The organism is Streptomyces sp. NPDC048290, from assembly GCF_040652095.1.
GTDB lineage: Bacteria > Actinomycetota > Actinomycetes > Streptomycetales > Streptomycetaceae > Streptomyces.
In genome coordinates, this window is record NZ_JBEZLM010000014.1 from 46,660 (window position 1) to 60,030 (window position 13,371).

A 13,371-nucleotide genomic window follows, 5' to 3' on the forward strand; every position below is an offset into this window, starting at 1 on the left:
AGTACATGCCGATGAATCTGGGGCTCACCGACAAGGTCGCCGTCGTCACCGGCGCCAGCAAGGGCATCGGTCTGGCCGTCGTCGAGACGCTGGGCCGTGAGGGCGCCCGCGTCGTCGCCGGCAGCCGCACCCGGACCCCCGAGCTGGCCGCCCTGGGGGAGCGGTACGACGTGACGTTCGTGCCCGTCGATCTGGGCGACGGGGATGGCCCCGACCTGCTGATCCATGCCGCCGCCGAGCGTCATGACCGGATCGACGTGCTGGTCAACAACCTCGGCGCGACCCGTCCCCGCAGCAGCTTCCTGGACATCGACGACGCCGAGTGGCGGGGCGTCTTCGAGCTGACCTTCTTCAGCGCGGTCCGCACCAGCCGGGCCGCGCTGCCCCGGCTGCTCGCCGACGGCGGTGGCGCGATCGTCAACATCAGCTCCGTCAATGCCCGGCTGCCCTTTCCCTCGGTCGTCGACTATTCGGCGGCGAAGGCGGCCCTGAGCGATCTGACCAAAGCCCTGTCGGAGGAATTCGCCCCCCAGGGCGTACGGGTCAACGCGATCGCCCCCGGGCCGGTCCGCACTCCCTTCTGGACCGCCCCCGGCGGCTTCGCCGACGCCACGGCGGCGGGCACCGGAAAGAGCGCCGAGGAAATCCTCGACGAGGTCCTGCCCCAGCAGATGGGCATCTCCACCGGACGTATCACCGAGCCCCAGGAAGTCGCCGAACTCGCCGCTTTCCTGGCCTCCTCGCGCGCCGCCAACATCACCGGCGCGGAATTCGTCATCGACGGTGGCCAGATCAAGACCACCTGATCCGATCGGTCGAGTCGGTCGAGTCGATCGAGTCAATCGAGGGGGAACAGACGCGATCATCCGCTCGGCCCGCGCTGTCGGCCTGCCCTGTCGGTCCGTCCTCTCGGTCCGTCCTGTCGGCGCGGGAAGGCGCGGGCCTTGCCATGCCAGGTGTTCCGATATATCGTTGACGCATCGCGACTGATCAACGATGACACGATGAGGACGCGAGGCCGGTGGAGAACCACCATCGGCGGACATACGCGACAAAGACACCTATGGATGGAGTGATCGCGATGCACACGCACGGATACGACCACGAGCACGGACATGGACACCGGCGCGGCAAGGGCGGCTTCGACGGTCGCCGGGCCGCCTTCGGACCCTTCGGGCCCGGTGGCCAGGGGTTCGGCGGACCGGGCTTCGGTCCCGGACCCTGGGGTGGCCGCGGACGCGGCGGACCCAGGGGAAGGGCACGGCGCGGTGATGTACGGGCCTCGATCCTGGCCCTGCTGAAGGACCGCCCGATGCACGGCTACGAGATGATCCAGGAGATCGCCGAGCGCAGCGGCGGGGCGTGGAAGCCCAGCCCCGGTTCGGTGTACCCCACCCTTCAGCTGCTGGAGGACGAGGGGCTGATCGCCAGCGAGAGCGAGGGCGGCAAGAAGCTGTTCGCGCTCACCGACGCCGGGCGCCAGGCGGCCGACGAGGGGCCGGACGCCCCGTGGGAGGAAGCCTCGCGCGGGGTCGACTGGGACACGCTGAACGAGATCCGGTCGGCCGGGTTCGGTCTGATGGAGGCGTTCGGCCAGGTCTGGAAGACCGGCAGCAAGGAACAGCGTGACAAGGCGCTCGCCGTCATCACCGACGCGCGCAAGAAGCTGTACCTCATCCTCGCCGACGAGGACTGAGACGTCTGAGGGCGCCTGACGACGGCTGAGGGCGCCTGACGACGGCTGGTGACGGTTGAAGGCGACCGGCGGCGGCCCGTGGGCCGGTGTCAGGGCGGTGTCCCGGGAGCGCGGTCTCCCCGGGGCACCGCCCTTCGCGTTCAGGTCACCAGGCCGTCCAGCTTGCGCAGCGACTCGTTCAGGGCGGCCGTCGCCGAGTCCTTCAGCTTGCCCGCCATCAAGGAGACCGCGGCGCCGGTGAACTCCCCGTCGATGCGCAGGGTCGTCGCCGTGTCGCCGTCCGGGGTGAGGGTGTAGCGGGTGACCACCACGACCTGCATCGGGCCCTTGCCGCGGATGGCCAGCACCCTGGCCGGTTCCAGTTCCTCCACGGTCCAGTCGACCTCGGCCGGGAACCCCATCAGCTTCATGTTCTCCTGGAAGACCGCGCCGGTCTCCAGAGTGTCGGGGCCGCCCTTGGGGAAACTGGTGTGGGTCGCGTTCCACTCCCCGTACGCGGACCAGTCCGTGAGCTGCGCCCAGACCCGCTCGGCACTGGCCCCGATCCGGGCCTCCGCGCTGACTTCGGCCATGCGACCACCTCTTCGTCCTCTGGGACTCGGCTTCGGTGTCGCGGAACGTAGCGGCAGTGCCCGCAATATTCAATATTGATGAACCGTCAGAGACGGTCGGCCCTCTGGCGCGTCGGCCCCATAGCGCCTCCGCCCCCAGCGCGTCGAACACCGCGAACGCGCGGCACCTCGGCTCAGCCCACCCTGCGGATCTCCGCCGCGTCGAACAGATCCCACGCGCGCGGATACGGTCCTTCGTCGTGGCAGTGCCAGGCTTCCCAGAACAGGTCGGCCAGCAGGGCGTCCACCGGGGCGTACACCCGGTACACATAGTCCCTGCCGTCGACCGCCGGCAGCGCCACCAGCCAGCAATCGTTCTCCATGTCTGTGTCGGACGAGCCACACCGTGCGATGGTTGCGGGCGGGGGCGCACCGCACACGTTCGTGCGCCCCGATGCCGGATTCGCCGTGATCTCATCCGTAAGGAGGAGATTCCATCCGGTGACGTCCCCTCTGCGTGGGACGCGAAGATGCTTCCCGCCGGGGATGACTTACCTCAAAGCGGCTGATGGGGTGGAGGATGTGCACCACCGAATCCCCCGGCAACCCGCCCCCGACCAGGACAGCGCCTCCCCCGCGCAGCAGCCCGCGGACCACGGGGCCGGGCTCGGCGCGGAGTTGACAGCGGTGCTCACAGGTGCCCGGCGCCGCGCGGTCCGCGACGGGGACCGGCAGATCGACACCGCGCATCTGCTGCACTCCCTGCTGGAGGCCGACCCCGAGGTGCGCGCCGCCTGTGACGACGGCGGCCCCCGGCTGGCCCGGCTGTTCGGCTACCTCGTGCAGCGCAGCATCGGCTACGGACTGCGCTGGCAGGGCACCGTCGAGGACTCCGGCGCCCTCCCCGTGGTGATCGTCGCCGACGGCTGCTCCCCGCTCGCCGCCGGTGCGTTGGAGCACGCCGCCGACCGCGCCGCCCACCGGGACGGGGCGCCGCCCACCGGGCTGGATCTGCTCGCCGGGCTCACCGCCGACCCCGGGGCCCGTGCGGTGGAGGTCCTCACCCGTGCCGGGATCGACCACGGCCAACTCCTCAAGCGGCTGGAGGCCGCCCCGCGCGGCTGACCGGTTCCCCGACGCGCCCGCCATGAGAGCCGCCGCTCCTGCCATGCCGGTCCGCTGCCATGCCGCTGCGCCGCCATGTCAGTCCGCCGCTCCCGCCCTGCCAGTCCGCTGCCATGCCCGTCCGCCGCTCGTGCCATGAGACAGGTGCCATGGGGGTGACGCTCATGTCCTGCCCTGTCATCATGGGCCGGTGCGGACGACACAGAGCAACCACGGCAGCCGTGGCAAGGGCGTCGGACTGGGCCTGGCGCTCGGTTCCGCGGTCGCCTTCGGCGGTTCCGGAGTCGCGGCGAAGCCGCTGATCGAGGCGGGTCTCGACCCGCTGCACGTGGTATGGCTCCGGGTCGCCGGGGCCGCCCTGGTGATGCTGCCGCTCGCCGTCCGCCACCGTGATCTGCTGCGCCGCCGCCCCGCGCTGCTCGCCGGGTTCGGACTGCTCGCGGTGGCCGGTGTCCAGGCGTTCTACTTCGCCTCCATCTCCCGTATCCCGGTCGGCGTCGCCCTGCTCGTCGAGTATCTGGCGCCCGCCCTGGTGCTCGGCTGGGTGCGGTTCGTGCAGCGCCGGGCGGTGACCCGGGCGGCGGCCGTCGGCGTCGTCCTCGCGGTCGGCGGTCTGGCCTGTGTGGTGGAGGTGTGGGCCGGGCTGAGCTTCGACGCCCTCGGGCTGCTGCTGGCGCTCGGCGCCGCCTGCTGCCAGGTCGGCTACTTCGTCCTGTCCGACGCGGGCGGTGACTCCGGCGCCGACGCCCCCGACCCGCTCGGTGTGGTCGCCTACGGACTGCTCATCGGCGCCGCCGTGCTCACCGTCGTCGCCCGTCCCTGGTCCATGGACTGGGGCGTTCTCGCCGGTTCCGCCCGGATGGACGGCGCCGCGGTGCCCGCCCTCCTCCTGCTCGGCTGGATCGTGCTGATCGCCACGGTGATCGCGTACATGACCGGGGTGGTGGCCGTGCGGCGGCTCTCCCCGGCGGTCGCCGGGGTCGTGGCCTGTCTGGAGGCGGTCATCGCGACCGTGCTGGCCTGGGTGCTGCTCGGCGAGCATCTCTCCGCACCGCAGATCATCGGCGGCGCGGTGGTCCTGACCGGCGCGTTCATCGCCCAGTCCGCCGCCCCGTCGAAGGGCTCCGGCGGGCAGCCCGTCGCCGGGGGGTCGCCCGAGCGGGAGTTGTCAGCCCGTGGAACCGCTGCGTAAGGTGTCGATCATGCATGCGAACGCGCTCGTCCTTCCGCCTCCGGCCGCCTGAGGCGGGCCCTCCGGACCCTCGCCCCGCGTCTGTCGCCGGGCGTGACGGTGCTGCCCGCAGACGAAGTCCGCGGACCCCGCTGAAGCGGTGGTCCATCCCCGAACTTCCGCGCATCACGCGCGACTGCGGAGAGAACGCGTGTCTTCCACCCCTTCGTTGAGCCCCTCCCCGTCTCTGCGTCCGGCTGCCGTGCTGTCCGTCGGGCGTGGGCTGGTCTATCTGATCGTCGCCGGGGTCGCCTGGGGCACCGCCGGTGCCGCCGCCTCGCTCGTCTACCGGACCAGCGACATGGGCTCGGTCGCCCTGTCCTTCTGGCGCTGCGCCGCCGGGCTGGTCCTGCTGGTCGCCGTCCGCGCGCTGCGCCCCCGTACCGCGCGCCCCGCGCCCAGCGCGCCCGAGCGGGTGCGCCGCCGGCTGCTGCGCGCCGGGGCCGTCGGCCTCGGTCTCGCCGTGTTCCAGACCGCCTACTTCGCGGCCGTCGCCGCCACCGGGCTCGCCGTCGCGACCGTGGTCACCCTGGGCGCCGGACCCGTCCTCATCGCCCTCGGCGCCCGGCTCACCCTGGGGGAGCGGCTGGGCCGCGGGGGAGCGGTCGCGGTCGTCGGGGCACTCACCGGGCTCGGCGTGCTGGTCCTCGGCGGCGGCGACACCTCCGTACGGCCCGGGGGCGTGGCGCTCGCGCTGCTCTCGGCGGCCGGATACTGCGCGATGACCCTGCTCACCCGCTGGTGGGGCCGCCATGGCGACACCGACGCCTCCGGTACGACGGTCTGGGCGTTCGCGGTGACCACCGTCTGTCTGCTGCCGCTCGCCCTCGCCGAGGGACTCGTCCCGCACACCGCCGACCCCGTCCGGCTGATCTGGCTGGTCGTCTACATCGCGGCGGTCCCGACCGCGCTCGCCTACGCGCTGTACTTCGCGGGGGCCGCGGTCGTCCGGTCCGCCACGGTCTCGGTGATCATGCTGCTGGAGCCGGTCAGCGCGGCGGTCCTCGCGGTCGTCCTGCTCGGCGAGCACCTCACGGCGGCGACCGTCGGCGGGACCCTGCTGATGCTGGGCGCGGTCGCGGGCCTGGCCGGCGCGGAGGCGCGGGGCGGGACGAGGGCCGAGGCCGTCGAGGGCTCGCGGGCGTGAGCCGGGGTTCCCGTCCTGCGCCGGGTTGCGGCGCGGCAGATGCTTCCGTGTCCACGCCGGGTTGCGGCGCAGCCGATGGTCCCGCCTCTACGCCGGATTGCGGCGCAGCAGATGCTCCCGCGCGGCCCGGTCACGGGGGCCGCCGCGGGCGGTCAGCTCGGCCGCCATCCGGGCCCGTATCTCGGGCGTGCGGTGGTTGGCGTACTTGAACTTGGCGCGTACGTCGAGGATCTCCAGGCGCAGGCCCCGGAGTCCCGGCAGCATCCGGCCGAACGGCACCTCCCCGGCCAGCACCGGCGCGGAGCCGCCCTCCGGCTGGAAGTGCGCCGTCTGGCGGTCGAGCAGCGCGGCCTTGGCGGCCGGGTCGTCCACGATCTCGGCCCGGCAGCGCAGCTGTACGGCGGCGTAGAAGCTGGTCGGCGTCCCGTGCTCGGGCGGTGTGCCGGGGGCGGCCTGCCAGGGGCCGGGGACGAAGACATAGTCGTCCACCACGCTCAGCAGCACCTCGGGGTCGGCCTCCAGGGCGGGCCACATCGGGTGGGGGCGGGCGAGATGGGTGAGCACCTCGCCGTGCGCGCCGGGTCCGGCGTCGTAGAGGAAGTGCAGCGGCTGGACGAACGGGGGTTCGCCGGGCCGGCCGTTCACGGCGAGCTGTCCGAAGTCGTGGGCGGCCAGCCAGGTGCGCCACTCGGTGTCGTCGCGGGCGTCGTCCCAGGGGTGGATCAGCATCACCGCTCCGGGGTCAGATAGGCGGGCAGGGCCGTGCCGGGGGGCAGGTCGGCGTCCGGGAGCGGGGTCCCGTAGCCCTTGCGCAGCGGGACGACACCGGCCCAGTGGGGGAGGTCGAGGTCCTCGGGCTCGTCGTTGACCCCGCCCGTGCGGAGCTTGGCGGAGACCTCGTCGAGGTCCAGGTAGATCACGGCGGTGGCGGCGAGTTCCTTGCGGTTGGCGGGGCGGGAGTCGGCGGCGCGGCCCGGCACCACATGGTCGACCAGCGCGTCGAGGGCCGCGCACTTCTCGTCGGGGTCGGTGACATCGCGGGCGACGCCGTGCACCACCACCGAGCGGTAGTTGATGGAGTGGTGGAAGGCGGAGCGGGCCAGCACCAGGCCGTCGACATGGGTCACCGTCAGACACACCGGCAGCCCCGGGTCCGCCGTGCCGGTCATCCGCAGCGGGCGCGAACCGGTCGAGCCATGGACGTAGAGCCGGTCGCCGACCCGGCCGTACAGCGTCGGCAGCACCACGGGGGCGCCGTCGCGGACGAAGCCGAGATGGCAGACATAGCCCTCGTCGAGTATCGCGTGCACCAGCGGCTTGTCGTACGACGCGCGCTCGGCGGAGCGGGTCGGGACGGTGCGGTCGGTGGGGGTGTAGGCGGCGGCGTCCGGTGGCGCGGTCGTCTCCTGCATGTGCGGTCTCCATTGCACTAGTGCATACTTGGGTTTGTGCTAGTAGAGTATCCGATCAGTGGACGGGGCGCAGCGGAGATCTCCGCGAGCGTGGAGCGCGCGGTCGCGGCGGGCGACCTGCTGCCCGGACAGCCGCTGCCGCCGATGCGGGAGCTGGCCCGGCGGCTGGAGGTCAACCCGAACACGGTGGCCGCCGCCTACCGCGTGCTGCGGGAGCGCGGGGTCATCGAGACCGCCGGGCGGCGCGGCAGCCGGGTCCGCGCGAAACCGGCCACGACCGGGCGCGAGGAACTCCGGGTGGACGTCCCGGACGGCGTGCGGGACCTGTCGGCGGGCAACCCGGACCCGGCCCTGCTGCCCGCGCTCGCCGGGGTCTTCGCCGAGGCCGCCGCCCAGGCCGACCGGGAGCCGGTCCTGTACGGCGCCGACCCCGAGGAACCCGGCCTGGTGCGCCAGGCCCGCGCGGAACTCGCCGCCGACGGGGTGCCGGACGGGCCGCTCGCCGTCACCTCCGGCTCCCTGGACGCCATCGAACGCGTCCTCGCCGCCCACCTCAGGCCCGGTGACGCGGTCGCCGTCGAGGACCCCGGCTGGGGCAGCCTGCTCGATCTGATCCCGGCGCTGGGCCTGCGCACGGTCCCGGTCGGCGTCGACGACGACGGACCGCTCCCGGACGACGTCCGCGCCGCCCTCGACGCGGGGGCCCGCGCCCTGATCGTCACGGACCGCGCGCAGAACCCGACGGGCGCCGTGCTGAGCGCCCCCCGCGCCCGCGCCCTGCGCGCGATCCTCGCCGGACACCCGGACCTTCTGCTGATCGAGGACGACCACGGGCACCGGATCGTCGACCTCCCGCTGAGCCCGCTCGCCGGAACCACCCGCTCCTGGGCGTTCGTCCGATCGGCCGCGAAGGCGTACGGCCCCGATCTGCGGCTCGCCGTGCTCACCGGCGACCCCGTGACCCTCGACCGGGTGCGGGGGCGCCAGCGCCTCGGCCCCGGCTGGGTCAGCCGGCTCACCCAGCGGGCGGTGGCCCGGCTGTGGAGCGGCGGCGCGGTGGACACCCGGGCCGTCGCCGCGCGCTACGCCGAACGCCGGGAGGCGTTGATCGGCGCGCTGGCCGAGCGGGGCGTCGCCGCCCACGGTCGCAGCGGCCTCAACGTCTGGGTGCCGGTCCCCGACGAGACCGGCGCGGTGGCGCGGCTGCTGCACGCCGGATGGGCGGTGGCGCCCGGCGCCCGCTTCCGGCTGTCGGCCCCGCCCGGCATCCGGGTCACCGTCGCGGACCTGTCCCCGGACGAGGCTCCCGCCGTGGCCGACGCCATCGCCGACGCGCTGCGGTCGTCGCCACGGCGGCATCTGGTCTGAGGGTCTGAGGGTCTGAGGGGGGGAGGGGGGAGGGGTGGCGTGGCACGGGGTGCCGGAGGTGCTCACCTCGGTGGGAGGTACTCCGTGACGTGCGCCGCCGGGGGCGCTCCCGCCTCCGTGGGGGGGTACCTCGCCGCGCACGCGGCCGGGGCTGCTCTCCCGCCTCCGTAGGAAGTGCCCCGCCGCACATGCCCCGGGGGCCGCTCCCGCCTCCGTGGGGGGTACCTCGCCGTGCACGCGGCCGGGGCTGCGCTCCCGCCTCCGTGGGAAGTGCCCCGCCGCACATGCCCCGGGGGCCGCTCCCGCCTCCGTGGGGGGTACCTCGCCGCGCACGCCGCCGGGGCTGCGCTCCCGCCTCCGTGGGAAGTGCCCCGCCGCACATGCCCCGGGGGCCGCTCCCGCCTCCGTGGGAGGTACACCCCGCCGCACACGCCGCCAAGGCCGCTCTCCCGCCTCCGTAGGAAGCACCCGGCCGGGGCCGCTCCCACCTCCCGGGAAGCACTCCGCCCCACACGCCGCCGGGGCCGCTCCCACCCCCGTGGGAAGCGCCCCCGTGCCCCGCCCCGGCAGGGGCTCGACCCACCTCCGTCAGCCCCGGCGCCCCCGCGCCTGCGTCAGCACCGCGCCCAGGACCACGATCACCGCCCCCACCGGCGTGGACCAGCTCAGTGACTCGCCGAGTACCGCCACGCCCGCCCCGGTCGCGATCACCGGCACGAAGTAGGTGACCATCTGCCCGGTCGTCGGCCCGACCTCCGCCACCAGCCCGTACTGCACCAGCACCGCGAAGCCCGTGCCCAGCGCGCCCAGCGCGACGATCGCCAGCACCGGCACCCAGTGGAACCCGTCCGGCGCCGAGGTGAACAGCGGGGTCACCACGGCCAGTTGCGCCGTCGCCAGCAGCAACTGCGCCCCGGTCAGCGAGAGATGCGACTCCCGCGCGCCGCCCAGCGTGCGCCGTACGTAGATCCAGCCGACCGCGTAGCTCAGCGAGGCCAGCAGCGCCAGGCCCGTCCCCGTGGCGTCCAGCCCGCTGAAGCCCTGCCACGCGCCGAGCACCGTCAGCACGCCGACGAAGCCGATGCCGAGCCCGGCGACCCGGACCCGGGTGGGCCGGTCCTCCGACAGCGCCACCAGCGACAGCGCCATGCCCCACAGCGGTGAGGTGGCGTTGCAGATACCGGCCAGCGTCGAGGGGATGGTCAGCTCGGCATAGGCGAACAGGGAGAACGGCAGCGCGTTGAGCAGCAGCGCGGCGACCGTCAGGTGCGCCCAGGTGCGGGCCCCGCGCGGCAGCCGCTCACGCTTCACCGCCATCGCCACGGCCAGCACCGCCGTACCGAACAGCAGTCGGCCCAGGGTGACCTGGAACGGGGCGTACGCCTCCGTGCCCACCTTGATCAGCAGAAAGCTGAAGCCCCAGATCAGGGAGAGCGCGGCGAACCGCAGCCGCCAGTCGAGCCGGTGCCGGGGACGGTGGGTGCGGACGGGAGTGGCGACGGCGGTGGTCTCGGCGGTGCGGGCGACGGTGGTCATGCGGTCCACGATGGCCCCGTACAACCTCGTAGCACAATCGAAATCTCATGCCCTGTATCTCGTAGTAACGCTTAATCGTGCGTAGGGTGGGGACATGCTGAATCTCGAACGGCTGCGCACGCTCGACGCCCTCGCCCGGCATGGCTCGGTCAGCGGGGCCGCCGCGGGGCTGCACATCACGACCTCGGCGGTCTCCCAGCAGATGGCCAAGCTGGAGCGGGAGGTCGGACAGCAACTGCTCGCCAAGCACGGCCGGGGCGTCCGGCTCACCGACGCGGGACGGCTGCTCGCCGAGCACGCGGCCCGCATCCTGTCGCAGGTGCAGCTCGCCCAGTCCGATCTGGAGGCACAGCGCGGCCGGGTGGCCGGGGAGCTGCGGCTGTCCGCGTTCCCGACGGCCGCCCGCGGGCTGTTCCCGCTCGCGCTGTCCGCGCTGCGCGCCGAACACCCCGGGCTGCGGCTGCGCTCCTGCGAGCTGGAGCCCGAGGGCGGTATCCGCGCGGTGATCCGCGGCGACCTCGACCTCGCGGTCGTCCTCGACTGGTACAACAAGCCGCTGCCGCTGCCCGACGGACTGGTCAAGGCGCCGATCCTGGACGACCCGGCCGATGTGGCGCTGCCCGCCGACCATCCGCTCGCCGGACGGGACGAGGTGGACCTCTCCGAGTTCACCGACGACGAGTGGATCACCTGGGGCGAGGGCGAGTTCTGCCACGAGTGGCTGGTCTTCACCCTGCGCTCACGCGGCGTCGAACCGATCCTCGGCCATCGCGCCGCCGAGACCCACACCCAGCTCGGGCTGGTCTCGGCCGGACTCGGCGTCTGCATCGCCCCGCTGCTCGGCCGCCACCCGATGCCGCACGGCGTGGTCACGGTCCCGCTCAGACAGCGGATCACCCGCCATGTCTACGTCGTCTGGCGGGCCGACGCCGACCGCCGCCCCTCGATCCGGGCCGCCGTCCAGGCGCTGCGCATGGCGGGCGAGAAGATCGGCGCGTCCGTCACCCCGCCCGCCGCGCGCCGGGACGCTACGGCGTCAGCTTCCGGAAGTCCCACGACCTGACCGTCTCCGGAACCAGCCGCGCCCAGGCGTGCCGGCCGTCGTGCGGCAGCTCGTCCAGCCCGAAGTACTTCGCCGCGAACGCCCGCTCCACGGCGACCAGCGCGGCCACCGGCTCCCCGGTGCGCGGCGCCTCGCCCACGAACTCCACCCGGCCGGTCAGCTCCACCCCGTGCAGCTCCCCGTACTCATGACCGGCGTCCACCACCACCGCGAGGCGTGGATCGCGGCGCAGTTCGGCCCAGCGCTTGCTGCGGGTCAGCGAGTACAGCCACAGCGCCGCGCCGTCCCAGTGGAACCAGAGCGGGCTGATGTGCGGGGTGCCGTCGGCGGCGACGGTCGCGACCCGGCAGGTCCGCGCCGCGCCGAGAAACGCGTCCCGCTCCCCGTCGGTCATCATGATCTTCCGGCCCCGGCGCTGGACGGTGGCAGCCATACGGTCTCCCTGGACGGACGGCGAACGGCGGACGGGGCCCGCGTCGACCCCGTTGCTGACGGGTCGTCAGAATTCTGGCCCCCGACAGCTTGACCCGTCTTCCCTCCGTACGCAATGCCCGCTACTCTCGCCGCCCGGTACCGGCACCCGGCCCACGAGGGGGACGTCATGGCGGCGACGGACCGGCGGCGGCTCGCGGAGCTGCTCGACCCCGCGACCACCGTCCTGCTCACCGTCGAGTGCCAGCAGGGCGTGGTCGGCCCGGACAGCGCGCTGCCCGAACTCGCCGCCCAGGCCCGCGCGTCCGGTGCCCTCGCCCGGATCGCCCGGCTGGTCGCCGCCGCCCGGGACAGCGGCGTCCAGGTGGTGCACGCCCTCGCCGAACGCCGCCCCGACGGTCGCGCCGCGAGCCGCAACGCCCCGCTGTTCCGGGCCGCCGAACGCCTCCCCGTGCTCCAACTGGCCGGAACGGCGGCGGTCCGGCTCGCCCCACCGATCGAGGCCGCCGAGGACGACCTCGTGCTACGGCGGCTGCACGGACTCTCGCCCGTCCGGGGCACCGGCCTCGACGCCCTGCTGCGGAATCTGGGCTGCCGCACCCTCGTCGTCACCGGGGTCTCCGCCAACGTGGCCGTCCCCAACGCCGTGTTCGACGCGGTGAACCTCGGCCACACCGCCGTCGTACCGGCGGACGCCATCGCCGGGGTCCCCGCCGACTACGTTCCCGCGATGGTCCGCCACACCCTGGCCCTGGTCGCCACGGTCACGACGACCGAGGAGATCCTCGGCTGTCTCACACGACGGCGTTAGGGCGGGCGGGAGGCGTCGGCCGGGGCAGGGGCTCAGAGCAGGCGGATCTCGTCGCCCTCCACGCTGATCTTCGCCTCCGGCAGCGGCTGGGTGGCCGGGCCCTTGCGCACGCTGCCGTCCGTGGCCGAGAACTCGCTGTTGTGGCACGGGCAGACGATCACCCCGTCGGCCACGTCCTTCACCGCGCAGCCCTGATGGGTGCACTTGGACGAGAACGCCTTGAACTCCCCGGCCGTCGGCTGGGTGACCACCACCCCCTGGTCCGCGAAGACCTTCCCGCCGCCCTCGGGGATGTCGGCGCGCGTGGCGAGCGGGCTGCCGCCGCCGTCGGCCGGGGCGCTGCCGCCCGCCGACGCCGCGTCCTCGGTCGCGGCGCTCGACGGGGAGCCGTCGTCCCCGCACGCGGTCAGCGCCACGGTGAGCCCGGCCGCCCCGGCCGCGGCCATGACCGAGCGGCGGCCGGGCCGGGGGGAAGGGGCGGTGGGGTGAAGCGATTCGCTGGCCATGCGGGCGTTCCTCTCCAGGGACGTCATGTGATCTCTCATGATCTGCGGGGCATCGCACTCTCCTCACCAGTACGAGCGGTCCACGGGCGGAGTTCACCCGCTCCGCGGATCTTCACCCGATCGAGACGCGGGCGCCCCTGGGCGGCCCGGAGCGGCCGTGAACACCCCGGTGGCCTGGGGCGATGCTCACGGACCCGCGTGGCGGGTCTCAGGGCCGGGCGTCGCCCAGCGACTGGTTCACCAGGCGGATCAGCTCCCGTGGAGTGGCCGCCTCCACGACGACGTCGTCGGCCAGGACCACGCCATGCACGATCTGGATACGGGCGGCGGTCTCCAGCATGGCGAGGGAGTCGTATCCCAGGTCCTTGAACTCCTTGTCCAGGATGTCGGCGCCGCTCAGGTCGGTGTTCTCGTCCTGTCCCGCGCACTCCCGCAGGATCGTGGTCAGTTCGGTCAGCGTCAGCTCGCTCATGCCGTCCACCTCTTCATCAGG

General features: G+C 73.7%; 16 protein-coding genes. 8 read left to right on the forward strand and 8 right to left on the reverse strand.

Annotated features, from left to right (window positions below):
• Positions 1-11: 11 nt before the first annotated feature.
• Both AB0D49_RS24235 and AB0D49_RS24240 read left to right on the forward strand, forming a co-directional pair.
• A complete protein-coding gene (locus tag AB0D49_RS24235) occupies positions 12-806 on the forward strand; it encodes an oxidoreductase (protein WP_362761264.1) in 795 nt (264 codons plus the stop codon).
• 275 nt (positions 807-1,081) lie between these two features.
• A complete protein-coding gene (locus tag AB0D49_RS24240; protein ID WP_362760950.1) occupies positions 1,082-1,696 on the forward strand; it encodes a PadR family transcriptional regulator in 615 nt (204 codons plus the stop codon).
• A gap of 140 nt (positions 1,697-1,836) precedes the next feature.
• Here the strand turns inward: AB0D49_RS24240 and AB0D49_RS24245 are convergent, their stop codons facing one another.
• On the reverse strand, positions 1,837-2,268 hold the full coding sequence (locus AB0D49_RS24245) for an SRPBCC family protein (RefSeq protein WP_362760952.1): 432 nt from the start codon (positions 2,266-2,268) through the stop codon (positions 1,837-1,839).
• 173 nt (positions 2,269-2,441) lie between these two features.
• A complete protein-coding gene (locus tag AB0D49_RS24250) occupies positions 2,442-2,630 on the reverse strand; it encodes a hypothetical protein (RefSeq protein WP_362760954.1) in 189 nt (62 codons plus the stop codon).
• A 199-nt stretch (positions 2,631-2,829) separates the two neighbouring features.
• Between AB0D49_RS24250 and AB0D49_RS24255 the strand changes: the two genes are divergently transcribed.
• The 3 genes from AB0D49_RS24255 to AB0D49_RS24265 all read left to right on the forward strand — a co-directional run bounded on the left by AB0D49_RS24255 (position 2,830) and on the right by AB0D49_RS24265 (position 5,750).
• A complete protein-coding gene (locus AB0D49_RS24255; RefSeq protein ID WP_362760956.1) occupies positions 2,830-3,372 on the forward strand; it encodes a Clp protease N-terminal domain-containing protein in 543 nt (180 codons plus the stop codon).
• A gap of 190 nt (positions 3,373-3,562) precedes the next feature.
• Positions 3,563-4,564 carry an EamA family transporter gene (locus AB0D49_RS24260; protein WP_362760958.1) on the forward strand — a complete coding sequence of 334 codons (1,002 nt, stop codon included), beginning with the start codon at positions 3,563-3,565 and terminating at the stop codon, positions 4,562-4,564.
• A gap of 190 nt (positions 4,565-4,754) precedes the next feature.
• On the forward strand, positions 4,755-5,750 hold the full coding sequence (locus AB0D49_RS24265; protein WP_362760960.1) for an EamA family transporter: 996 nt from the start codon (positions 4,755-4,757) through the stop codon (positions 5,748-5,750).
• A gap of 87 nt (positions 5,751-5,837) precedes the next feature.
• Here AB0D49_RS24265 and AB0D49_RS24270 read toward each other — a convergent pair whose 3' ends face one another.
• On the reverse strand, positions 5,838-6,479 hold the full coding sequence (locus AB0D49_RS24270) for an FMN-binding negative transcriptional regulator (protein ID WP_362760962.1): 642 nt from the start codon (positions 6,477-6,479) through the stop codon (positions 5,838-5,840).
• Entirely contained in the window at positions 6,479-7,162 is a 684-nt protein-coding gene (locus tag AB0D49_RS24275; RefSeq protein WP_362760964.1) for a pyridoxamine 5'-phosphate oxidase family protein, read from the reverse strand. Before AB0D49_RS24275 ends, AB0D49_RS24270 begins: the two co-directional genes overlap by 1 nt.
• A gap of 36 nt (positions 7,163-7,198) precedes the next feature.
• Between AB0D49_RS24275 and AB0D49_RS24280 the strand changes: the two genes are divergently transcribed.
• Positions 7,199-8,530 (forward strand): aminotransferase class I/II-fold pyridoxal phosphate-dependent enzyme, encoded by a 1,332-nt coding sequence (locus tag AB0D49_RS24280; RefSeq protein WP_362760966.1) that lies wholly within the window; start codon positions 7,199-7,201, stop codon positions 8,528-8,530.
• 588 nt (positions 8,531-9,118) lie between these two features.
• Here the strand turns inward: AB0D49_RS24280 and AB0D49_RS24285 are convergent.
• Positions 9,119-10,066 (reverse strand): DMT family transporter, encoded by a 948-nt coding sequence (locus AB0D49_RS24285; RefSeq protein WP_362760968.1) that lies wholly within the window; start codon positions 10,064-10,066, stop codon positions 9,119-9,121.
• A gap of 94 nt (positions 10,067-10,160) precedes the next feature.
• On the opposite strand from AB0D49_RS24285, the gene AB0D49_RS24290 reads away from it, so the two are divergent.
• Entirely contained in the window at positions 10,161-11,129 is a 969-nt protein-coding gene (locus AB0D49_RS24290) for a LysR family transcriptional regulator (protein WP_362760970.1), read from the forward strand.
• Here AB0D49_RS24290 and AB0D49_RS24295 read toward each other — a convergent pair.
• Positions 11,095-11,562 (reverse strand): pyridoxamine 5'-phosphate oxidase family protein, encoded by a 468-nt coding sequence (locus tag AB0D49_RS24295; protein ID WP_362760972.1) that lies wholly within the window; start codon positions 11,560-11,562, stop codon positions 11,095-11,097. The two genes, AB0D49_RS24290 and AB0D49_RS24295, sit on opposite strands and share 35 nt — an antisense overlap.
• 168 nt (positions 11,563-11,730) lie before the next feature.
• Between AB0D49_RS24295 and AB0D49_RS24300 the strand changes: the two genes are divergently transcribed.
• On the forward strand, positions 11,731-12,372 hold the full coding sequence (locus AB0D49_RS24300) for a cysteine hydrolase (protein WP_362761266.1): 642 nt from the start codon (positions 11,731-11,733) through the stop codon (positions 12,370-12,372).
• 32 nt (positions 12,373-12,404) lie between these two features.
• Here AB0D49_RS24300 and AB0D49_RS24305 read toward each other — a convergent pair whose 3' ends face one another.
• Complete coding sequence (locus AB0D49_RS24305; RefSeq protein ID WP_362760974.1) at positions 12,405-12,878, reverse strand: Rieske (2Fe-2S) protein; 474 nt, start codon at positions 12,876-12,878, stop codon at positions 12,405-12,407.
• Positions 12,879-13,086: 208 nt separating this feature from the next.
• On the reverse strand, positions 13,087-13,350 hold the full coding sequence (locus AB0D49_RS24310) for an acyl carrier protein (RefSeq protein WP_362760976.1): 264 nt from the start codon (positions 13,348-13,350) through the stop codon (positions 13,087-13,089).
• Positions 13,351-13,371: the final 21 nt, after the last annotated feature.